Raw genomic sequence first — 20,526 nt, 5'->3', positions numbered from 1 at the left:
CTGTTCCTTCTTCCTCAGCGCAGTCGGCGCAGGTAGGGGTCCTGCGGCCGGCGGGGCAGCAGACGTATCCGCGCGTCGAGAACGGTGGCCCCGCCGGGTGTGGCGAGGACCGGGTTGAAGTCGGCCTCGGCGAGCTGCGGCAGGTCCATGGCCATCCGGGACAGCCGGTGGAGTACCTGCTCCAGTTCTTCGAGGTCGACGGGGCCGCCGCCCTGTGTCCCCAAGAGCAGGGGTGCGCAGCGCGGGGCGGTGATGAGGTCGTGCACGTCGCGGCCGGTGAGGGGGGCGAGGCGGGCGGCGTGGTCGGCGAGTACTTCCGTCGCCGTGCCGCCCAGTCCGAACGCTGTGAGGGGACCGAAGACGCCGTCCTGGAGGACGCCGGCGAACAACTCGGTGCCGCGGGGTGCGAGCGGCTGGACGACGGCTCCGGTCATGAGTCCTTCGAAGCGGGTCCGCAGGTCCTGGAAGGCGGCGCGTACCTAAGCCTCGTCGCTCAGGTCCAGGTGGACGGCGTGCTGGAGGCTCTTGTGTACGAGCCCGGGCCAGTGTGTCTTGAGGACCACTGGGCCGTCGGTGCCGCGCAGCCGCTCGGCGGCGCGTACGGCCTCGTCCTCGGTCTCGGCCCAGGCCCACGGCTATTGGGGAATGCCGTAGCAGGACAGGAGTTCGGCACAGGTGCGCGGGTCCAGCCACCCTCCGTCCGGCCGGGTGGCGAGGAAGTCGTCCACCACGGCGTGCGCACGAGAGGTGTCGATGCCGTCAAGGTCCGGCACGGTACCGACGAGTCGGGCGAGCCAGGCCGCCCGGCGAGCAGCGTGGGCCAGCGCCCGTGCCGCGGCCTGGGGTTCGGCGTACGAGGGGATCGCCTCGCCGTCGGTCACAGGCAGGAGGGTGACCGGCAGGTCCTGTTCCAGGCGTACGACGATGACGGATTTGACCCGGCGGCCGGGCCCCCGGGTGACGGCCCGGGTCAGGTCGTCGCCGGTCGCGGCGGCGACCGCGGTGGGGACGAGGGTCACCAGGACGGCGTCGACGGCCGGGTGGGTCACGAGCCGCTCCACGCAGGCACTCAGCGCCTCCTCGGTCACGGCGGCGGTAGCGTCCACAGGGTTGCCGGCGCTCGCTCCGGCGGGCAGTGCGGCGAGCAGGTCGTCGGCCAGTTCGGGGGCGGGCGGGTTGAGGGGCAGGCCGGCCTCGGCACAGGCGTCGGCGGCGAGGACTCCCGCGCCGCCGGCGTTGGTGATCACGGCGACACAGCTGCCCGTCGGCAGCGGCTGGGCGTGCAGCAGGGCCGCGGTTTCCAGGAGTTCGCCGACGGAGCGGGTCGCGGTGATGCTGGCCTGGGTGAACAGGGCCTGGCGGGTCATCGTGCCGGTGGCCGCGGCGGCGGTGTGCGAGGCGGCGGCACGGCGGCCGGCGTCGGTGCGGCCGACGTCGACGGTCAGCACCGGCATCCGGCGGGTGACGCGCCGGGCGGTGCGGGAGAAGGCCCGCGGGTTGCCGAAGGACTCCAGGTGCAGCAGGGCGAGGTCGGTGCGGTCGTCGCTCTCCCACCACTGGAGCATGTCGTTGCCGCTGACGTCGTGCTTGTCGCCGAGCGAGACGAACGTGGAGACGCCGATGCCCAGCCGGGACAGCCCCTCCAGCAGGGCGATGCCGACACCGCCGGACTGCACGGCGACTCCGGCGGTCCCGGCGCGCGGATGTGCGGCGGCGAAGGTGGCGTCGAACCGGTACCCGGGCTGGGTGTTGGCGACGCCCAGACAGTTGGGGCCGACCAGACGCATGCCGTGGGTGCGGCATGCGGTGAGCAGGGCCTTGGACTGCTCGGTGCGAGTCCGGCGGAGACCACGACCAGGGCGCGTACGCCCGCCTTGCCGCACTCCTCGGCGACTGCGGGCACGGACTCGGCCGGGCTTGCCACGACCACGAGGTCGGGAGCCACGGGAAGGGCGCTGACGGAGGGATAGGACGGTACGCCGAGGATGGCCGTGGTGGCCGGGTTCACCGCGAACAGGCGGCCGGTGAAACCGTCCTCGTGGAGGTGGTGCAGCAGGGCGCGTCCCACCGAGCCGGGTCGGCGACCGGCCCCGACGACGGCGATTGACCGCGGCTTCAGCAGCGGTTCCAGGCTCGCCACGTCGGCGGTCCGTCCCCGGGCTTCCGTCGCCGTGCGGTAGGTCTCGTCCTCGTGCAGGTCGATGACGCAGTGGACTTCGGGGCCGTCGAACCGCCGGGTGGCGGTGAGGCCGAGGTCGGCGAAGAGCCGCAGCACCTCGTGGTTCTCGCTGAGGGCGTCGGCGGTGAAGGCGGTGATGCCGTCGGCCCGGGCGGCCGAGACGAGGTGCTCGACGAGCAGGGTTCCGACGACTCGGTGGTGCAGGCCCTCGGCGACCACGACGGCGAGTTCGGCGGCGTGCGGCGCGTCATCGTCGGCGTGGTACTCGACCAGGCCGACGACCTGTCCCGCGCGTTCGGCGAGCAGCGCCCGCCTGCCCCCGCCGGGCCGGTGCGCACACGCTGTCCGCGGCCAGGCCGCCGAGCGGGGGCAGGCGGAGAAGAGGAGAAGAACCGCAGGCGGAGGTTGTCCGGAGACATCTCCGCGTAAAGCCCTTCGAGTTGGTCGTGATCCCCGGGCTCGACGGCGCGGATGCGGACGGTGGTGCCGTCCGTGAGCAGCGCGTGGGCTGCGGGACGGTGCGGCGTGTCGTCCTTCATGGCGGTTCTCCTTCAAGCCGCTCGGGCCTTTGACGTGTCGAGCATCTGTCGCGGTGCCGATCGCGCCCAGGGACCGACCGGGGGTGCCTGGAGGGCGATCGGCTCCCGTCCCGCGCCGATCGTCCCGAACGGCGGCTGCGGACCATCACGCCGTGTCGGGTACGACCGCGACCGGGCAGGCGGCGTGGTGCAGGACCGTGTGGGCGACCCGCCCGAGGCGGTGTCCGAACTGGCCGGGACGGCGGCGGCCGACGACCAGCAGGTCCGCCTCGCTCGAAGCGGTGAGCAGCACCCGGCGGGCGGGCCCCTCGACCGTGTGCCGGCGCAGTGTCACGTCTGCCGGGGCGTCGGCGAGCGCGGCCTCCAACTCCTTGGCCGCCCGTTCCTCGTGCAGTCGCTCGGCCGACCCCGCGAGCAGCGGGTGGTCGGCGGTGTCGTGGGTGGGGCATCGCCACGCCCGTAGCGCGCCCAGGGCGGCCCCGCGCCGCCGGGCCTCCTCGCATGCGAAGCGCACCGCCGCCGTAGGCGCGTCGGCCACGCCGACGACGATGCGGCCGTGCCGGCCGTCGGCGGCCCGGTTGTCGTGGTTGCCGCGGATCACGATGACCGGGCAGTCCGCCGCCGTGGCCACGGTCAGGCTGACGGAGCCGAGCAGCAGGTCGGCGAGTTCGCCGCGCCCGCGGGTGCCCACGATCACGGCCGAGGCGTTGCGGGCCTCGCGCAGGAGGACGTACTCCGGTTCCTCGGCCACCGCTTCGGTGGTGACGGCCAGGTCCGGGTGGTGACGACAGGCGCGGCGGGTGGCGACGATGAGGATGTCGTCGGAGGTCACGCGCGCCAACGGCTTGCCGAGTTCTCGGGCAAGCCCGGCGCCCTCGTAGCGGTCCCAGCGGTAGGCGTGGACGATCCGCAGGGGAACTCCGTGCAGGGCGGCCTCGTCGGCCGCCCAGTCGACGGCCTTCAGGCTCGCCTCGGAGCCGTCCACGCCGACGACCATGGGCAGGTACATCGTTCTCAGCCTCCCGAGTTGAGATCGAACACGATCCGGGCCTTGACGTGACCGCCCAGGACCTCGTCGATGCAGTCGTTGACGGCGGCGAGCGGGCGGGTCTCCCGGATGACCTTCGTGCGGCCCTCGGCGTGGAGCTGGAAGACCTCAGCGAGGTCCTGCCGGGTGCCGACGATGGAACCGATCACCGAGGTGCCGTTGAGGACGGTGTCGAAGATCGGGACCTGGAGGGTGCCGTGGGCGGGCAGGGCCACCATGACGAGCTTCCCGCCGCGCCGCAGACCGGAGTTGACGGCTTGGAAAGCGGCCGGGTTCACCGCGAGGGCGAGGGCAGCGTGGGCGCCGCCGTGACGCTTCAGTTCGGCGGCGACGTCCTGGGTGCGGGCGTCGATGACGATGTCGGCGCCGAGTTCCCGGGCGAGTTGCAGCTTGTCGTCGGTGACGTCGATCGCGGCGACCCGCGCCCCGGCGATCTTCGCGTACTGCACCGCGAGGTGGCCCAGGCCGCCCACGCCCGAGATCGCGACGAGCTGGGCGGGCCGGACGTCGGCGACCTTGAGCGCCTTGTAGGTGGTGACGCCCGCGCAGGTCAGCGGGGCGGCGTCGAGGGCGCTGACGCCCTCGGGCACCGGCTGGGCGAAATCGGCCCAGGCCAGCATTTTCTCGGCGTACCCGCCGTCGCAGCCGTAGCCGGTGTTGACCTGACTCTCGCAGAGGGTCTCCCAGCCGGACCGGCAGTGCTCGCACCGCCCGCACGTCCTGCCGAGCCAGGGCACGGCGACGCGTTGTCCGACGGCGAGGTGGGTCACGCCGTCGCCGAGCTTCTCGACGATGCCGACGCCCTCGTGGCCGGGCACGAACGGCGGTGCGGGCTTGACCGGCCAGTCGCCGTGCGCCGCGTGGATGTCGGTGTGGCACAGGCCGGACGCCTCGACGCGTACACGGACCTGGCCCGGACCGGGCTCGGGATCGGGCCGGTCCTCGATGACCAGGGGTTCTCCGAACTCCCGGACGACGGCTGCCTTCATGGTGCTGCTCCTTCTGCGTTGCTTCGGCCGGCTGCGTCAGTCGTGCGCGACGACGGCGACGGGGGTGGTGGCGTGGTGCATGACCGCGTGGGCGACGGCACCGATGTGCACGCCGAACGGGCTGCGGCGGATGCGGCGGCCGACGACCACGAGAGAAGCGTCGCGGGCCGCGTCGATGAGGTGCTCGGCGGGACTGCCGAGCCGGGACGCCTCGGTCACCTCGACGTCCGGATACTTCTCCCGCCACGGCAGCAGCGCCTCAGTGAGCGCTTCGGCCTGGGCTTGCGCCAGTGCCTCGCGCGGGTCGTAACCGGCGGCCATGCTGTAGGCGTAGGAGGACGGCAGGTTCCAGACCCGCAGGGCGGTCAGCGGCGCCCCACGGCGCAGCGCCTCCTCGAAGGCGAAGGCAAGGACCGTCTCGTCGGGGCTGCCGGTGTCCAGCCCCACGACCACGGGCCGGAAGGCGGTGGCGGCGGACGGGATGCCGGCGGGGTCCTTGACGTGTTCGTCGGCGGCCTGTTCGCCCGCTCGAACGAGGATGACGGGCGCCTCGGCGCGGGCGATCACCGACTGGCCGACGGACCCGATGAGGAAGCCTGTGAGTCCGCTCAGGGCGCGGGAGCCCAGTACCAGCAGTTCCGCGTCACGGGAGGCGTCGAGCAGGACCTCCGCCGGAGCTCCGGCCCGCTGCTCGGTGGTCACCTCGACGCCGGGGTGCCGCACCCTCAGGCCCTCGGCGGCTTCCCGGGGGATGCGCTCGGTCCAGTGCTGGTGCGTCTCGGCACCGAAGAGCGGAGCCTGGGCCATGGGCTCCGGAACCGGCTGCCACACGTGCAGCAGCCGTACCGGCACCTGGCGCAGCGCCGCTTCGCGGGCCGCCCACTCGGCGACTGCCCGGCTCTCGGCCGAGCCGTCGAGTCCAACGGTGATCGTGCGGGCCATGCTGCCCACCTCCTGTGTCGTTCGGTCTGTTCTCAGCGTCTCTTGCGGCGCTCCCGCGGGGCAGGGGCCGCTGGTCCCGGAACGGGGCCGACGGTCCCTGCGGGCGGGCTGGTGGGGCGGGTCCTTGGGTGGCCCGCCAACCAGCCGGGTTCAGCGCAGCCACGCGTGGTCGCGGACGAGCGGGAGCCGCGCCCACAGCCGGCCCAGACCCAGCGCGTCACCGGCCGACACCACGGCCAGCGCGATCAGCACCACCGCGTAGACGAGGTGGTAGTCGACGAACGGGTTCGTCGACATGCTCGCCGACCCGTCGGAGAGGTGCTTGGCCGGCGGCCACTCCGCCACCCACATGAACGCCATCATCACCGTCCCCGCCAGCGCCGCCAGACGCAGCGCCACCCCCGCCGTCAGCGCCAGCCCGATCCCCAGCAGACCCAGCATGAACAGCCAGTCCGCCCACACCGCCCCCGCCCACGAATGGAACGTCGACTCCATCGGGCCGACCGCCACATGCCCCAGGAAACCCTCGGTCGGCGAACCCCCGTCGATCCAGCCCCTCCCGGACGCGGTCGCATAACCGAACCCGAACGTCTTGTCCAGGAACGCCCACAGGAACACGAACCCCATCAGCACACGCGCCGAAGCGAACACGTAAGCCCGTGCGGTGAGCGTGCCGGCCCCCGCCGCCCCCGGCACGACAGCAACCCGGCCGCCGCGGAACGAGGGCAGGTGGAAACCCGAACTACGGTGCGCTGACTGGTGCACGGCCATGACGATGATCCCCTCAGAGAAGGCCCGGACGGTTCCGGACACCACCCACTCTCCCGGCTTCCACCACCCCGCACCCGACGCCGAAGGTCCACACCCCCGGGACTCAACAGCCCCCATCCACAGGGACCTTCGGCCACCACCGAACGAACAGCCCACCTGTACGCGGCGGTGTCTCACCAACCGCGTACAGGTGGGCTGAGGATCGGACAGGGGGGAAGCCCTCCTGGGGAATTCGCCGCTGTCCTGGGCAGTCCCTTCTCGGTCAATCGTGCGAGATCACCGCCACAGGAGCGACGGCATGATGCAGCAGCGCCTGGGTCACCGAACCGATATGAGCGCCGGCCGCCGCCCGACGGTTCTGCCTGCCCACCACCACGAGAGCGGCGTCATAGGAGGCGTCGACCAGGTGGCGACCCGCATTACCGACCGTGGCCTGTGCGTGGACCTCCACGGCAGGGTACCTGTCCTGCCACGGTCGCAGGACGTCGGACAGTTCGCTCCGTACCTGCTTGATCATGCCGTCGTTCAGGTCGGGCATGAGCGCGCCGCTGTAGTAGTAGGGCGGCAGCGTCCAGCCGTGGATGATCCGTAGGCGTGCGGCGCGCCGTGAAGTCGCGTCGAACGCGAAGTCGATCACCGCGTCGTTGGGCTTGTGCAGGTCCAGGCCCAGGATGACGTCACGGTGGCAGGTGACGGCGGAAGCTCCGCGTGCCGAGGTCTCTGGCGGCGCCTCCTCGCCGTGCTCGGCAGCACGGACGAGGACGACGGGCCGCTCGCACGAGGCCAGGACGGCATGGGAGACGGAGCCGAGTAGGTATCCCGCCGCCTTGCTCAGTCCGCGAGAGCCCAGTACCAGCAGCTCGGCGCCCTCGGCGGCCTTCAACAGAGCCGGGACGGGCAGGCCGGGGATCTCGTCCGTGTCGATCCGCAGCCCCGGGCGGGCTTCGCCGACGCGGGACCGCGCCTGGGCCAGCAGGTGCTGTGCCGATGCCCGCTGGAGGTCACTCGGCGGCACCGGCACACCGAGTCCGGTCGCCGGTGCGAAGGCGGGGGCTTGCCACTCCCACGCGGACACGAGCCTCAGAGGCAGCTCCCTGAGCTGTGCCTCGCGCGCGGCCCAGTCTGCGGCAGCCAGGCTCGCCGGCGAACCGTCCAGTCCGACGGTGATGGTGCGGGTCATGGAAAACCTCCTTCAGGCTGCTTCAAGTCTTGCTCCCGCCAGGCGGTGACAGCAGGGGCCACTGGTCCTCGGTCGGAAGCCGACCGTACCGGCACTCGGCTCTCCGGTTCGCCGTCTGCTGCTGGTCATCCGAGAGCGAGTTCGGGCCGTACGAGTGTCCCCGACGTTCCGTGGGCGATGGCGTACGCGGCATCGAGGGCTCCGATGGCGGCAAGGCCACCGGTTCGTTCCACGAACCGGGCAGCGGCCTCGGTCTTGGGCTTCATCGAGCCCTCTGGGAAGGCCCTGTCCCGAAGCTGCGCGGGGGTCACGTCGAGCACGGGCTGCTGGCGAGGCGTGCCGAAGTCGACGTACACGTTCGGGACGTCGGTGAGGATGAGCAGGAGATCCGCCTTGAGTTCCTCGGCCAGGAGAGCGGCGGTGAGGTCCTTGTCGATGACGGCTTCGACCCCGGTCAGCTTCCCGGTGTCGCGATCGGCCGTGACGGGGACGCCTCCGCCGCCGACACAGACGACCAGCGTGCCGCTGCTCAGCAGTGCGTGGACGGTGTCCGTCTCCACGATGGCCTCGGGCGCCGGGGACGGGACGACGCGGCGCCATCCCGTGTTGTCCTTGGCGATGTGCCAGCTGCGCTTGCGGGCGAGGGTGTGCGCCACCTCTCGTGAGTAGACCTGGCCGACGAACTTGGTGGGCCGCTCGAAGGCCGGGTCGTCCGCCCGGACCACGGTGTGGGTGACGAGGGCGGCGACCTGCCGTCCGGGGAGGGCACCGCGCAGTGCCCGGGCGAGCAGGGATCCGATCATGCCTTGTGTCTGGGCGCCGAGGACGTCCAGCGGGTAGGGAGTGGTCAGGACAGGATCGGCGGCGCTTTCGACGGCGAGCAGACCGATCTGGGGGCCGTTGCCGTGGGTGATGACGAGCTCGTTGTCGCTGGCGAGTGCGGCGAGGGCGGTGACGGCCCGGTCGATGTTGGCCTGTTGCACCGCGGCGTCGGGGCGTTCGCCCCGGTGCAGTAGGGCGTTGCCGCCAAGGGCGACGACAATGCGCATCGTTCAGTCCTCCAGGGTGGTGACGAGTACGGCCTTGATGGTGTGCAGCCGGTTCTCGGCCTGGTCGAAGACGAGGGAGGCGGGCGAGGAGAAGACGTCGTCGGTGACTTCGAGTCCGTCCAGCCCGTAGGTGTCGAACAGTTGCCTGCCCAGTCGGGTACTGCGGTCGTGTAGGGACGGCAGGCAGTGCATGAACTTGGTGTCCGGGTTGCCGGTCGCCTCCATCGTCTTGTCGTCAACGCGGTAGGGCAGCAGCAGTTCGACGCGCTCCCGCCAGGTTTCTGCTGGTTCGCCCATGGACACCCACACGTCGGTGTGCAGGAAGTCGGCGCGGTAGACGGCTTCCTCCACGTTCTCGGTCAGGGTGATGCGGGCTCCGCTGACGGCGGCGAGGGAGCGGCACGCGGTGACGAGACCGGATTCGGGCCACAGCGCTCTGGGCGCGGCAATCCTCACGTCCATACCGAGCAGGGCGCCCATGGACAGCAGGGAGTTGCCTATGTTGTTGCGGGCGTCACCGAGGTAGCAGTAACTGATCTCCGCCAAGGGCTTCGCACTCTGTTCGCGCATCGTGAAGACGTCGCAGAGGCTTTGTGGTCCACCGCCATTCCCAAACCGCTCACGTCGAAAGGCAGCACCCCGCCGACAACCACACCCGGTGCCCACGCCCCGCCCGGCCGGCCGGCCCCGGCCTACGCCGCGGCGTAACTGAGACGGAACAGGTCCTGGGCCCGCTCCAGGTCCCGCTCGGTCCGAAGCTGCACCTCCAGATCACCCGTGCCGTGGTGCCCGAGCCCCCTCACGTCCCGGGTGAAGCCGGGAAGAAGGTCAACGTCCCTCGGGTCCGCCTTGAGGTAGACGAGGAGCTTGGTCTTCTGCGGCGGGCAGACGCAGGCGAAGTTCCGCAGACGCTGATAGGCCACGTACGTCTTGCGCTGGACGCGGTTCACGCCGCCCCCGAGACCGAGCAGAGCCTCATCCACCGCCTGCGCCAGCTCTACCAGCGCCGCGCTCTGGCTCCCGCCGACTCCCTGCCGGCGAACCCGCCGGGCGGCCGATGCCCGGCCACTGACGGAGGCCACGGTCTCAAGGCCGAGCAGGTCCCTGCCGAAGAGCCGGTAGCGGACCAGGTCGATGCTGCGCCGGTGCTCGCGCACGGCGTGCACGTCGTAGCGGGTGAAGTCGCCGGCAATGCAGATCAGCCTCGGACTGCTCCACAGCACCTGGGCCGCGGCCGCGCCCCCGAACCGGTCGCGGACCAGGTGCTCGAACTCCGCCCGATGGTCCAACAGCCAGCTCAGGTAGAACAGCCCCTGGTTGATGACACCTGCGTCGATCCCGCGCTTGTACTCCACGATGACCGGCGATCCGTTCTCGTCCAGACCGAGCGAGTCGATCCGGCCGCCGTGGACCGGTCCCGTACTGTACTCACTCGCCAGGAACCGGACACCGAGGAGCGTCTCCATGTGCGCCTCGACGAGGTCCTGCACATCCGACTCGGCCCCAGCAAGACGCGGCGCGATCTCGGTCACGCCGCTCGTCGTCGTGTGGAACAGCTTCAGGCCCGACACCTTCCCCTCCTCGGCTCGAAGACCGCCAACGCCGAGCGGGTGCGGAATTGTTTCCGCGAAGAGCCCTGAAGCCGTGAAGATGAGGTGAGACCCTGCGCGTACAGCCGAGTCGCGGAAACCCGCGTCCCCCATCCCCCGGAACTCTATGGTTCCCCATACGTCCCCCACGCCCCGGGGGACAGCAGGCGGAAGGCATCTTTGAGCAGGTCAGGCTCCCTGTCCCAGGGGACGGAGCAGGCGCCTTCTAAGCGCCCGCTCTATCCGCGGGCTGCTAGGCCCACTTCCTCGACCGGTCCTGCACCGCGGCGGCCTCCGCCGCACCAGGCGTCGGCGTCTCATCGTCGGCATTCTCCGCGCCCTCGACCACGACCTTCTACTCCGAGCCGAGGAGGTAACCGAGCGCGGTGTCCACGAGGTTCGCCGCGTCGCCCAGCTCACGCCGCTCCAGCGCGCTCTCGTCGCCGCCAGTCGCCGCGAGCTGCCCGGCCCGGCTGACCGGCACGGACGGGTCCAGCCTCGGCTACGGCAGGAGCATGCCCTGCGGCGGTTACGGCAACAGCACCGGTCGCGAGCCGCCACCCCCGGACGCAGCGGTCGGCGGGGGCGTGCAGGGGCACCGAGTGCGCCCGCCCCAGACGTACGGCACCGTACTCGGCGCACGGGCCCGCCATCGGGGCACCGCCGTGATCCTCGCGTTGACGCCGAGGAACCTGGACGCTTAACATCCAGGTATGCGGATGAGTCAGGGTGTCGAGTGGGCGGTGCACACGCTGCTGGCCCTCTCATGCCTCGAGGACGACCAGCCGGTCCCGACAGCCACGCTGGCCGCGGGGCATGATCTGCCCCGCTCCTACCTCAACAAGCAACTCCAGCGGTTGGTCAAGGCGGGACTGCTGACGTCCGAGCCCGGGGCGCAGGGCGGGTTCCGTCTGGCTCGTCCCCCCGCGTCGATCACCATGCTGGACGTCGTGGAAGCCATCGAGGGCGACGCACGGCTCTTTCGCTGTACGGAGATCCGCCAGTGCGGCACCATCGGCCGACACGGCGGCGGAGACTTTTCCGTGCCCTGCGCCGTGACCAACTCCATGCGAAAGGCGGAGGAGGCCTGGCGCGAGGCGCTGGCCGGACAGACGCTTGCCGCTGTACTGGCGGAGGCGAACGAGCACGCTCCGGCCATGGCCCGAGCGATTCGCCAGGTGTTCGGGCGCGAGTGACCACAGCATGATCCGGGCGGCTTCGCCGCCCCTTTTTCGGAGGGTGAATCTGGATGAAAAATATCCTGGTTGTCGGCGGTGGGTTCGCCGGCGTCTGGAGCGCTGTCGGAGCCGTGCGAGCAGCTCGCGGGGTACCCGGGTCCGACCTTCAGGTGACTCTGGTCAGCAGCGGCGACGACCTGGTGATCAGGCCCAGGCTCTACGAGTCCGCCCCGGAGAGCTTGCGCGTCGCGCTGGACCGCGTGCTGGGTCCGGTCGGCGTCCGGCGGGTCGCGGCGACTGTGACCGGCATCGACACCAGGGCTCGGACAGTGGCTGCCATCGGGCGTGACGCCCAGCCGTTGATGCTGGAATACGACCGGCTGGTCCTGGCCACCGGTAGCCGGGTGGTGCGCCCGAATCTGCCTGGTGCGGACCGGTTGTTCGACATCGACACCATGACGGCAGCCGCGGAGCTAGACCACCATCTGCGGCGGCTTCCCGAACGGCAGCCGCAGGAAGGCCAGTTCACCGCAGTGGTCATCGGCGCGGGCTTCACTGGTTTGGAGATCGCCACCGAACTGACCGAGCGTCTGCGCGAGTCGGCCCCCGCAGGCCGTGCCGGCGAAGTCCGCGTCGTCCTGGTGGAGAGGGCCGATGCGCTCGGTCCGGAACTCGGCGAAGGCCCGCGGCCGTACATTGCCGAGGCCGTCGGCCGACTTGGCGTCGAGACCCGCCTGTCCACCACCGTCGAGCGGATCACCGAGAGCACGGTCGTCCTCTCGAACGGGGAGGTGATACCGGCCGCCACCGTGATCTGGACCGCCGGAATGTCCGCCAGCGGTCTCACCGGCAGCATCCCCGGCGAGCGGGACCGCATGGGCCGCCTCGAGGTGGACGAGTACCTGCGAGTCGTGGGGTGCCCCGAGGTCTATGCGGCCGGCGACACCGCCGCCGCTCAGGCCGAGCCCGGTCACACGGTCATGCAGAGCTGTCAGCACGCTGTCCCCCTCGGCAAGTTCGCCGGACACAACGTGGCCGCGGATCTGCTGGGCCTGGACCAAGTGCCGTTCGCCCCCACCCCCTACGTGACCTGCCTCGACCTCGGCCCCGCCGGCGCCGTCTTCACCACCGGCTGGGACCGGGCGGTACAGATGACGGGCCAGGACGCCAAGAAGCTGAAGCGACAGATCAACGAACAATGGATCTATCCGCCCGTGGACGACGCCTCGACCATCCTCGCGCAAGCCGACTACCGCACGATCTGGCCCACTTCCGACATCAGCGCCTGACCTCCGCCGGGACCGCCGCACGTACGGCGGCCCCGGCCCAGCCGGTCGCCAGGCACTCGGGCCGGCCCCTCTGCCGGCCCGTCCGACCGAGTCGCCCGTCCCGCACACGCGGCCATCCAACAACACATGCAGTAATCGAAACGTGTGGAGTGAAGCATCATGCCTGACCAAGAAGTGACACAAAGCAGCGGTGAACAGCCGCGAACCGAAGCCTCAGCGGTCACCGTGCTGCAGCAAGCCACGCCTCCATACATTCCGGAGGGCGGCGTGGTGGTGACGGCCGTGATCGAATGGCCGCCCGGCGATCCGGGCACTCCCCCGCACCGCCATACAGGACCCGCGTTCGGTTATGTACTGGAAGGTGCGATCCGCTTCGAGGTGGAAGGGCAACCGGAGCGCATAATCGAGGCCGGCGAAACCTTCTGGGAGCCCGGCGGTGACGTGATCCATTACCAGGACGGGAACGCCCGCACAGACTGCCGGAGCTGTTTCCTCGTCACCTTGGTCTGCGAGCCCGGCAAGCCCCTGCTCACTCCGGTCGACGCCGAGGAACTCGCCCGGAGGGCGCATCTCCGGGCACCGCGCTCCTCCTGAGCCAGTCCGGGTTCGACACGGCCCGGCCCTCTCCATGAACGACCGACGTCGATGTCGCCGCGTCACTGTCATCCGGTCACGAATGACTGGAGGTGAGCGGCGGCCTCGGCCGGATCCAGGAGCCGAGACACCGACGACGCAGAAGGACAGCCGAGGGTCGGCGCAGCGCACACGGTCGGACGGGTGAAATGATGGAGCTACGACACATCCGGTACTTCGTCGTAGTGGCGGAAGAATGCCACTTCGGACGTGCGGCCGAGCGTCTGCACATCGCGCAACCGCCGCTGTCTCAGCAGATCAAGCAGCTGGAGACGGAACTCGGTGTCGTGCTGCTGCACCGCACCACACGCAAGGTGGAGTTGACGACGGCGGGCGCCCGGTTCCTGCTGCGGGCCCGCAGCATCCTGGCGGCGATCGACGCGGCCGGGGAGGAGGCCGGACGGATCGCGGAGGGACTCGTCGGCCAGGTGGCCATCGGCTTCACGGGGTCGGCGACGTACGAGTTGCTGCCCATGCTGACACGCACACTGCGCCAGGAACTCCCCGGGGTCGAGCTCGACCTCAAAGGCGAGATGCTCACCCCGAGCCAGGTGGTGGCTCTCCACGACCGGACCCTGGACATCGGTTTTCTGCGTCCCCCGGTCCGTGACCCGGCCCTGGAGGTGGTCGTCTTCCGCCGCGAGCCGTTGATCGTCGCCCTTCCCGAGGAACATCGGCTGGCTTGCAACGACAGTGTGCGGCTGGCCGAGCTGCGGGACGAGCCGTTCATCTCCTACCCGTCCTACCACCGCTCGGTGCTCCACGACGCCGTGTACGACGCCTGCCAGCGAGCCGGCTTCCGGCCTGCTTCCCGGCATGAGGTGGCGGAGACATCGACCTTGATCACCTTCGTCGCGGCCGGTCTCGGCGTCGCGCTGGTGCCCGCCTCGGTACGGCACCTGGCGGTCACGGGAACCGCGTACCGGCCCCTAGTAGTGCTTCGTTAGGTTCCGGCCTGTCTGTGACGTCCTCGTCGGGTGGGTAGCGGTCGTCGGCAGGTGGTGCAGGTACCGGCCCAGCACCGCAGCAGGTCCTGGAGGAGATCGAGGACCTGGTAGAGGGTCAGGCCGGTGTGCGGACTTTTGGGTCGGGCCGCCTGAGGGTGAGGAACGCCTGGGCGGCGGTGACGAGGGTGACGTGGTGGTGCCAGCCGCGCCAGGTGCGGCCCTCGAAGTGGTCCAGGCCCAGGCCGTGCTTGAGCTCGCGGTAGTCGTGCTCGATCCGCCAGCGCATCTTCGCCCACCGCACCAGGTCGGCGACCGGTGTGGTGGCGGGCAGGTTCGATATCCAGTAGCCGGTCGGAGCGTCCTGGCGGTCCGGCCATTCGAGCAGCAGCGTCTGGGTGGGCAAGACTCCGTCCCGCCGGTTGCGGCCGCCGCCCGCCTGCTGGGCCGCGGCCACAGGCTGCTTGCCCGCCGACCGGACCGTCAGCACCGCGAACCGTGAGGTCATCGCGCCCTTGCTGCCGCGGCGCCAGGTCACCTCGGTGAACCGGCCGGCGCCGGCCTGGACGGCGAGGACCGAGATGGCTCGCGGCGGGGTGCGGTAGCGGGGCAGCGTGGGCGGACCGAGCCCGCCATAAGGGGGCCGGTGCGGCCGGGCATTCTCCGGATGGACGACCTCCTTCCCGGTCAACGCCAGGACATAGGCCAGCCCTCGCTCCTCAAGACCGAGCCGAAAGGGCGTGCTGACGCCGTAGCCGGCATCGGCGACCACGACCGGCGCCTTCAGCCGCCACTCGCAGAGCGTGTCGAGCAGGCCGAGCGCCAGACGCCACTTCTCCTGGTGGGCGACGTCGTCGGGGACTCCTGCCCTGCGGCAGCGGTCCGGTGCGTCCGTCCACTCGCGCGGCAGATACAACTGCCAGTTCAGCGGGCAGGACGCGGTGTCGGTGGCCGCGTGCACGCTGACCGCGACCTGGCAGTTCGCCCGTTTGCCGGCCGCTGCGCAGTACTGGCGGGCCACCCCGACCGACGCGGTGCCGCACTTGGGAAACGACACGTCGTCGATCACCCACACCTCAGGCGTGATCACCCCGGCCAGCCGCTCGGCGATCCGCCGCCTCACCGGCAGCGGGTCCCACGGCGACTGGTTCACGAACTGCTGCAGGGCCTGCATGTTCCCGTCCGGCAGCCGCTCGGCCATCGGCTGGATCGACTTGCGCCGGCCGTCCAGCATCAGACCCCGCAGATAACACTCACCCCACCGCCGCTGATCCCGCCGCGGCACCGAGGCGAACACATCGGCAACGAACTCCGCTAACTCACCCCGGAGCCGTTCCACCTCCCCAACCTCATACCGGAGAAGATGCCCACCACCAGGCAAGATCACCCGAAGTAACGAAGCACTACTAGGTGTTGCGGGACATGACGTTGGTGACACAGGCCGATGTCAGGAAACCAAGATGCTTCGACGGGCATCGGTCGGGTAGCGTGCGGGCCATGTCGAGTCCTGAGTCAGACAGGGTGGGGGCTTTCGGTCACGCCGTCAGCCCCCTGAATCACTGAGCTCGTAGCCCTGTCGGCGCGCCGCTTTCTGCGGTGGGCCGAGTGTGCTCTTGGGGCTGGCCGCGGTGACGAGATGACCTTCTCGTGCCTCTCCTCACCTCGGAGCCACTCGATGCCTCTGCCGCTGTACCTGCTTGCCATGGCGGTTTTCGCCATGGGTACCTCGGAGTTCATGCTCGCCGGCCTCTTGCCGGACATCGCCTCAGATCTTGACGTCACAGTCGGGACAGCCGGCACGCTCACGTCGGCCTTCGCAGTCGGCATGATCGTCGGCGCCCCCCTTGTGGCCGCGCTTGCCCGTAACTGGCCCAGGCGCTCCAGCCTTCTCGGGTTTGTCCTCGTTTTCGCGGCAGCTCATGCCGTGGGCGCCATCACCACGAGCTTCGCCATCCTGTTCGCTACCCGGGTCGTCGCCGCGCTCGCGAACGCAGGGTTCCTTACCGTCGCTCTGACGGCTGCGGCCACGCTGGTCTCATCCGACAGGAAGGGACGGGCGCTGGCCGTGCTGCTGTCAGGCACGACGGTGGCCACGATCGCCGGTGTCCCTGCTGGGTCGGTGCTTGGCGCGGTGCTCGGCTGGCGGGCTACATTTTGGGCTGTCGCCGCTCTCTGCCTGCCTGCAGCTCTCGGCATCCTGAAGGGAATCCCCGCAGGGCGTGATGAGGATGAGGCGACTGGCAGGCCGGCGTTGCGAGCGGAGCTCGGCCAGCTCACACGGCCGCGGTTGAATCTGGTGATGCTGCTCGGCGCGCTGGTGAACTCGGCAACCTTCGGAAGCCTCACCTTCCTGGCCCCCGTGGTGACCGACAGCGCCGGGCTGGGCGAGTTGTGGATCTCTGTCGCTCTGGTGCTCTTCGGTGCCGGTTCCTTCGTGGGCGTCACCGTCGCCGGCCGGCTGTCCGACCGGCGTCCCGGTCCGGTCATCGCAGTCGGCGGTCCGTTGCTGCTCATCGGCTGGCCGGTCCTGGCGATGCTGGCCAACGAGCCGGTGGCCCTGTTCATCCTCGTCTTCGTGCAGGGCGCACTGTCGTTCGCGTTGGGCAGTACGCTGATTACGCGGGTCCTCTACGAGGCCGCGGGAGCCCCCACTATGGCCGGCTCGTATGCGACGGCGGCGCTCAACGTGGGCGCCGCCGCCGGTCCCGTCATTGCTGCGGCCACCCTCAGCACGGAAGCCGGGGTGCTCGGGCCGCTCTGGGTGAGTGGACTCCTCGTCGCGGTCGCGCTGCTCATCGCGTTCCCCCTCCTCACCGTCATCACGGCCGGCCGGAGCACCGAGGTGTTCCGGTGACACATGCGAACGCCCCCTTGAACATCGAGGGACGCCGAAGGCTCGTGGAGCGCTGCCGCACCCGTCCGATCGCGCACGTCGCAGCCGAGGCGGGTGTCTCCCGCGCCTGCCTGTCCAAGTGGAAGAACCGGTACGACACGCATGGCGAACTCGGGCTGCAGGACCGTCCAAGCGTCCCGCGATCCTCACCGACCCAGACCCCACCCGATGTCGTCGAACGGATCGAGCAGTTGCGGCGGGACAACAAGTGGTCCGCCCGCCGGATCACCCTCGAACTCGCGAACCAAGGCGTGCGGATCAGCGAGCGCACCGTAGGCCGGTGGCTGGCACGCCTGGGCATCAATCACCGCCGGTTCCTCGATCCCGACGGCTCGGCCAATAGGCGCCCGTCGAAACGGATCGTGGCCCGCTACCCGGGCCACATGGTCCACCTGGACGTCAAGAAGGTCGGACGGATCCCTCACGGCGGCGGGTGGCGGGCCCACGGACGCGGCTCCGAACAGGCCAGGGCCGCGCAGCGCGCAAAGACCGGTGGGGCCAAGGGCGGGTACATCTACCTGCACTCTGCCGTCGACGGATTCTCCCGCTTGGCCTACACCGAGCCCCTGCCCGATGAGAAGGCCACCACCACCGTGGGGTTCCTCAGCCGCGCCCGCGCGTTCTTCGCCGCCCACGGCATTCCCCGGATCGTGCGCGTGGTCACCGACAACGGCGCCAACTACCGCGCCGCGGTCTTCGTACGCTCCCTGGTCTCGTGGGCCTCCCGCCACCAGCGGATCAAGCCCTACACGCCCCGGCACAACGGCAAGGTCGAGCGCTACCAGCGCATCCTCGCTGAAGAGCTCCTCTACGCCAGGCAGTGGACCTCTGAAGCAGAACGAGCGAGGGCGATCACGGTCTGGAACATCCACTACAACTACCACCGGCCTCACACCGCCGCCGGAAACGGTCCTCCAGCCTCACGCCTCCACGCGAGCGTCACCAACGTCATGGCCAGCAACAACTAGGCGACATCACATCCCGGGGAAGAGGCCGCTCTCACCGCTGAGCAACAGGCGCTCTCGTAACTCGCAAACAAAGCCAATACCGGCGTGGAAAGCTGGGACCTTGCGCCATGGTGCGCGGTCAACGGCTACATCCGTCGGCGCCACCGCCACATCGCGTGGCCCGGGGCCGCGAGCCTTGAGGACGGCGCTGCTCGGTCCGGTATGCCCGGCGGCGCAGTATTACGCGCAATCGGTGCCGCAATCGCAACCGGTGCCGGTTCATGAGTGAATAGGAGGTCCGTGAACGCTTTTCATCCTGTGGTTCGCGAGTGATGGCGGCTGGTGGTCGGGGTGCGTGACGCGGCAGGGTTCCTGCTCGTTGCGCTGGTGATCTCACTCGCCAACGTCTCGACACAGGGGCCCTGTTGGTCCCGTATCGAGCCATGCTCGACGTCCCGCACGAGGTCGCGGAGCACGTTTCCTGGCTGATCTACGCCCGAAGGTGTGAGCTGGGCTCCCGCTGGCGCAGGCTGGGCTGCTTCCGGCAGGCTCTGCTGGTCCTGGTCCACCTGCGCAAGAACGAGACCCTGGCCCGGGTCACCGCGGGGTTCGGCGTCTCCACCGCGACCGCCGGCCGGTATGTGACCGAGACGGTCGACATCCTCGCCGAGCGCGCTCCGAGCTTGCACGAGGCTCTGCGCGAGCTGCTGCCGGAGGGATTCGTCATCCTCGACGGCACCCCGATCGCCTCCGACCGCATCGCGGCAGATGAACCGTACTACTCGATGAAACACCGCCGTCACGGGATGAACGTGCAGGTCGTGGCCGCCCCGGACGGAACACCCCTGTGGTTCTCACGGGCACTGCCCGGCCGCACGCACGACCTGACCGCGGCCCGCGCACACGGGGTGATCCACGCCTGCCTGTCCCGTCAGCTCCTCGTCCTGGCCGACCGGGCCTACCGCGGAGCCGGAGCCACCGTCCGCACCCCCTACTACAGCCGCGACCTTCCGGAGAAGTACGCCGAATTCAACCGCGACCATGCCCGACTGCGGGCGCCGGGGGAACGTGCCTTCGCCCGCCTCAAACAGTGGCGGATCCTCCGCAAAGCCCGCTGCAGCACCAACCGGATCGGCCGCACCGCCGCCGCCGTTCACGCCATCGAGGTCACCTGGCGCTCGGGATGAGAAGCGTTCAGTGAGCTTCTTTCATCCTGCCTCTGAAGGGCTACAGAGTCTGGCCAGTTGGGGTGGTGACGTGGCAGAGCCCTCGGTCGTTGGCGGTGTTGATTCCACTCGACATTGCCGACAGCCCGGGGGCTCTGTTGGTTCCGTATCCTTCCATGCTCGGCGTCTCGCATGAGTTGGTTGAGCATGTCTCCTGACTGATCTACGCCCGAAGGCGTGAACTGAACTTGCCGTGGAGACGGCTCGGCTGCTTCAAACAGGCCCTCCCCGCGCTGGCCCATCTTCGGAAGAACGAGACGTTTGCCCAGCTCGCGGCCGGGTTCGGCGTCTCGACCGCGACGGCCTGGCGGTACGTCGACGAGACCCTGGACGTTCTCGCGGCCTGGGCGCCGGGCCTGCATGAGGCCCTGACCGGGCTGAGCGAGGGCGACCACGTGATCGTGGACGGCACCCTGATCGCCACCGACCGCATCGCCGCGGACGAGCCGTACTACTCGCAGAAGCACAAGCAACATGGAATGAACGTGCAGGTCATCGCCCGGCCGGACGACACACCGCTGTGGTTCTCCCGAGCGGCACCGGGCCGGACCCACGACCTGACCGCAGCTCGCGCCCACGGCATCATCCAGGCCTGCCTGACCCGACAGATCCTCATCCTCGCGGACCGCGCCTACCAGGGCGCCGGCGCCACCGTCCGCACCCCGTACAAGAACCACCGCGAACAGCCCGAGCATTACCAGCAGTTCAATCGGGACCACGCCCGGCTGAGGGCTCCGGGTGAACGCGCCTTCGCACAGCTGAAGTCCTGGAGAATCCTTCGGCGATCCAGATGCTCCACCCGCCGCATCGGCACCATCATCCAGGCCGTCTACACCCTACTGACCTGCGGCTATTCAGAATGAAAGAAGCTCAGTGTTCCGGTGCGTCTCGTAGGGAATAAGGAGGATGAACTCGCGTGCATTCGCCGTCCGCTCTTACTCGGAGATGGGTGAAGGGTCGGCCATCTCCTGCATATTGCAGCGCGAGATGTTCGATTTGCAGGAGTTGAGGCGCTGCCTGTAATGCCTGGGCGAGAGAGCCTGTGCGGCACGGGGTCAGGCCGTGCCGCACAGGGGGTCAGGAGGTCAGCTCGATCGTGCGTGGCCGGTCTGAGGGGGTGTGCAGGATTC

Annotated in this window: 17 protein-coding genes and 2 pseudogenes; 8 read left to right on the top strand and 11 right to left on the bottom strand. The window is 69.9% G+C overall.

Going from position 1 to position 20,526, the window contains the following annotated elements:
• Positions 1–14: 14 nt before the first annotated feature.
• The 10 genes and pseudogenes from AB0L29_RS21110 to AB0L29_RS21065 form a co-directional block, all read right to left on the bottom strand.
• Positions 15–2,718: pseudogene (locus AB0L29_RS21110) on the bottom strand (GNAT family N-acetyltransferase).
• Positions 2,719–2,863: 145 nt separating this feature from the next.
• Positions 2,864–3,727 (bottom strand): universal stress protein, encoded by an 864-nt coding sequence (locus AB0L29_RS21105; protein ID WP_365829239.1) that lies wholly within the window; start codon positions 3,725–3,727, stop codon positions 2,864–2,866.
• A gap of 5 nt (positions 3,728–3,732) precedes the next feature.
• Positions 3,733–4,755 carry an alcohol dehydrogenase AdhP gene (gene adhP / locus AB0L29_RS21100; RefSeq protein WP_365829238.1) on the bottom strand — a complete coding sequence of 341 codons (1,023 nt, stop codon included), beginning with the start codon at positions 4,753–4,755 and terminating at the stop codon, positions 3,733–3,735.
• 36 nt (positions 4,756–4,791) lie between these two features.
• Positions 4,792–5,697, bottom strand: a complete 906-nt coding sequence (locus AB0L29_RS21095; protein ID WP_365829237.1) for a universal stress protein — start codon at positions 5,695–5,697, stop codon at positions 4,792–4,794.
• Positions 5,698–5,847: 150 nt separating this feature from the next.
• A complete protein-coding gene (locus AB0L29_RS21090; RefSeq protein WP_365829332.1) occupies positions 5,848–6,468 on the bottom strand; it encodes a hypothetical protein in 621 nt (206 codons plus the stop codon).
• Positions 6,469–6,730: 262 nt separating this feature from the next.
• Positions 6,731–7,648: a universal stress protein gene (locus tag AB0L29_RS21085; RefSeq protein ID WP_365829236.1), complete on the bottom strand. Its 918-nt coding sequence runs from the start codon at positions 7,646–7,648 to the stop codon at positions 6,731–6,733.
• A gap of 125 nt (positions 7,649–7,773) precedes the next feature.
• Positions 7,774–8,697, bottom strand: coding sequence for a carbamate kinase (locus AB0L29_RS21080; RefSeq protein WP_365829235.1), 924 nt, complete (start codon positions 8,695–8,697; stop codon positions 7,774–7,776).
• A gap of 3 nt (positions 8,698–8,700) precedes the next feature.
• Positions 8,701–9,291: pseudogene (locus AB0L29_RS21075) on the bottom strand (ornithine carbamoyltransferase subunit F); the annotation flags it as partial.
• A gap of 98 nt (positions 9,292–9,389) precedes the next feature.
• Positions 9,390–10,268, bottom strand: a complete 879-nt coding sequence (locus AB0L29_RS21070) for a DUF5655 domain-containing protein (protein WP_365829234.1) — start codon at positions 10,266–10,268, stop codon at positions 9,390–9,392.
• Between the two features lie 373 nt (positions 10,269–10,641).
• Complete coding sequence (locus AB0L29_RS21065; RefSeq protein ID WP_365829233.1) at positions 10,642–10,770, bottom strand: hypothetical protein; 129 nt, start codon at positions 10,768–10,770, stop codon at positions 10,642–10,644.
• Positions 10,771–10,999: 229 nt separating this feature from the next.
• Between AB0L29_RS21065 and AB0L29_RS21060 the strand changes: the two genes are divergently transcribed.
• The 4 genes from AB0L29_RS21060 (at position 11,000) to AB0L29_RS21045 (ending at position 14,333) form a co-directional block, all read left to right on the top strand.
• Positions 11,000–11,482 carry an Rrf2 family transcriptional regulator gene (locus AB0L29_RS21060; protein WP_365829232.1) on the top strand — a complete coding sequence of 161 codons (483 nt, stop codon included), beginning with the start codon at positions 11,000–11,002 and terminating at the stop codon, positions 11,480–11,482.
• A 53-nt stretch (positions 11,483–11,535) separates the two neighbouring features.
• Complete coding sequence (locus AB0L29_RS21055; protein ID WP_365829231.1) at positions 11,536–12,753, top strand: FAD-dependent oxidoreductase; 1,218 nt, start codon at positions 11,536–11,538, stop codon at positions 12,751–12,753.
• Positions 12,754–12,912: 159 nt separating this feature from the next.
• The gene (locus AB0L29_RS21050) at positions 12,913–13,347 is read left to right on the top strand and encodes a cupin domain-containing protein (RefSeq protein WP_365829230.1); all 435 of its coding nucleotides are present in this window, start codon (positions 12,913–12,915) and stop codon (positions 13,345–13,347) included.
• A 188-nt stretch (positions 13,348–13,535) separates the two neighbouring features.
• Positions 13,536–14,333, top strand: a complete 798-nt coding sequence (locus AB0L29_RS21045) for a LysR substrate-binding domain-containing protein (RefSeq protein WP_365829229.1) — start codon at positions 13,536–13,538, stop codon at positions 14,331–14,333.
• A gap of 115 nt (positions 14,334–14,448) precedes the next feature.
• On the opposite strand, the gene AB0L29_RS21040 is transcribed toward AB0L29_RS21045, so the two are convergent.
• A complete protein-coding gene (locus AB0L29_RS21040; protein WP_365829228.1) occupies positions 14,449–15,669 on the bottom strand; it encodes an IS701 family transposase in 1,221 nt (406 codons plus the stop codon).
• 336 nt (positions 15,670–16,005) lie between these two features.
• Here AB0L29_RS21040 and AB0L29_RS21035 point away from each other — a divergent pair, with 336 nt between their 5' ends.
• The 4 genes from AB0L29_RS21035 (at position 16,006) to AB0L29_RS21020 (ending at position 20,259) form a co-directional block, all read left to right on the top strand.
• A complete protein-coding gene (locus tag AB0L29_RS21035; protein WP_365829227.1) occupies positions 16,006–17,184 on the top strand; it encodes a Cmx/CmrA family chloramphenicol efflux MFS transporter in 1,179 nt (392 codons plus the stop codon).
• Positions 17,181–18,191, top strand: a complete 1,011-nt coding sequence (locus AB0L29_RS21030) for an IS481 family transposase (RefSeq protein ID WP_365829226.1) — start codon at positions 17,181–17,183, stop codon at positions 18,189–18,191. The genes AB0L29_RS21035 and AB0L29_RS21030 overlap by 4 nt, the downstream gene beginning before the upstream one ends.
• A gap of 404 nt (positions 18,192–18,595) precedes the next feature.
• Positions 18,596–19,357, top strand: coding sequence for a transposase family protein (locus tag AB0L29_RS21025; protein ID WP_365829225.1), 762 nt, complete (start codon positions 18,596–18,598; stop codon positions 19,355–19,357).
• A 197-nt stretch (positions 19,358–19,554) separates the two neighbouring features.
• Complete coding sequence (locus AB0L29_RS21020) at positions 19,555–20,259, top strand: transposase family protein (RefSeq protein WP_365829331.1); 705 nt, start codon at positions 19,555–19,557, stop codon at positions 20,257–20,259.
• Positions 20,260–20,526: the final 267 nt, after the last annotated feature.

The sequence above is a fragment of the Streptomyces sp. NPDC052701 genome (assembly GCF_040678355.1).
Lineage (GTDB): Bacteria > Actinomycetota > Actinomycetes > Streptomycetales > Streptomycetaceae > Streptomyces.
This window is presented reverse-complemented; position numbering and strand designations above follow the sequence as displayed.

Bases quoted from the DNA above. Each gene is read 5' to 3' on its own strand.
- AB0L29_RS21035 (WP_365829227.1), top strand. From the start codon at position 16,006: ATGCCTCTGCCGCTGTACCTGCTTGCCATGGCGGTTTTCGCCATGGGT.
- AB0L29_RS21095 (WP_365829237.1), bottom strand. From the start codon at position 5,697: ATGGCCCGCACGATCACCGTTGGACTCGACGGCTCGGCCGAGAGCCGG.
- AB0L29_RS21045 (WP_365829229.1), top strand. From the start codon at position 13,536: ATGATGGAGCTACGACACATCCGGTACTTCGTCGTAGTGGCGGAAGAA.
- AB0L29_RS21080 (WP_365829235.1), bottom strand. From the start codon at position 8,697: ATGCGCATTGTCGTCGCCCTTGGCGGCAACGCCCTACTGCACCGGGGC.
- AB0L29_RS21060 (WP_365829232.1), top strand. From the start codon at position 11,000: ATGCGGATGAGTCAGGGTGTCGAGTGGGCGGTGCACACGCTGCTGGCC.
- AB0L29_RS21085 (WP_365829236.1), bottom strand. From the start codon at position 7,648: ATGACCCGCACCATCACCGTCGGACTGGACGGTTCGCCGGCGAGCCTG.
- AB0L29_RS21105 (WP_365829239.1), bottom strand. From the start codon at position 3,727: ATGTACCTGCCCATGGTCGTCGGCGTGGACGGCTCCGAGGCGAGCCTG.
- adhP (WP_365829238.1), bottom strand. From the start codon at position 4,755: ATGAAGGCAGCCGTCGTCCGGGAGTTCGGAGAACCCCTGGTCATCGAG.
- AB0L29_RS21050 (WP_365829230.1), top strand. From the start codon at position 12,913: ATGCCTGACCAAGAAGTGACACAAAGCAGCGGTGAACAGCCGCGAACC.
- AB0L29_RS21090 (WP_365829332.1), bottom strand. From the start codon at position 6,468: ATGGCCGTGCACCAGTCAGCGCACCGTAGTTCGGGTTTCCACCTGCCC.
- AB0L29_RS21055 (WP_365829231.1), top strand. From the start codon at position 11,536: ATGAAAAATATCCTGGTTGTCGGCGGTGGGTTCGCCGGCGTCTGGAGC.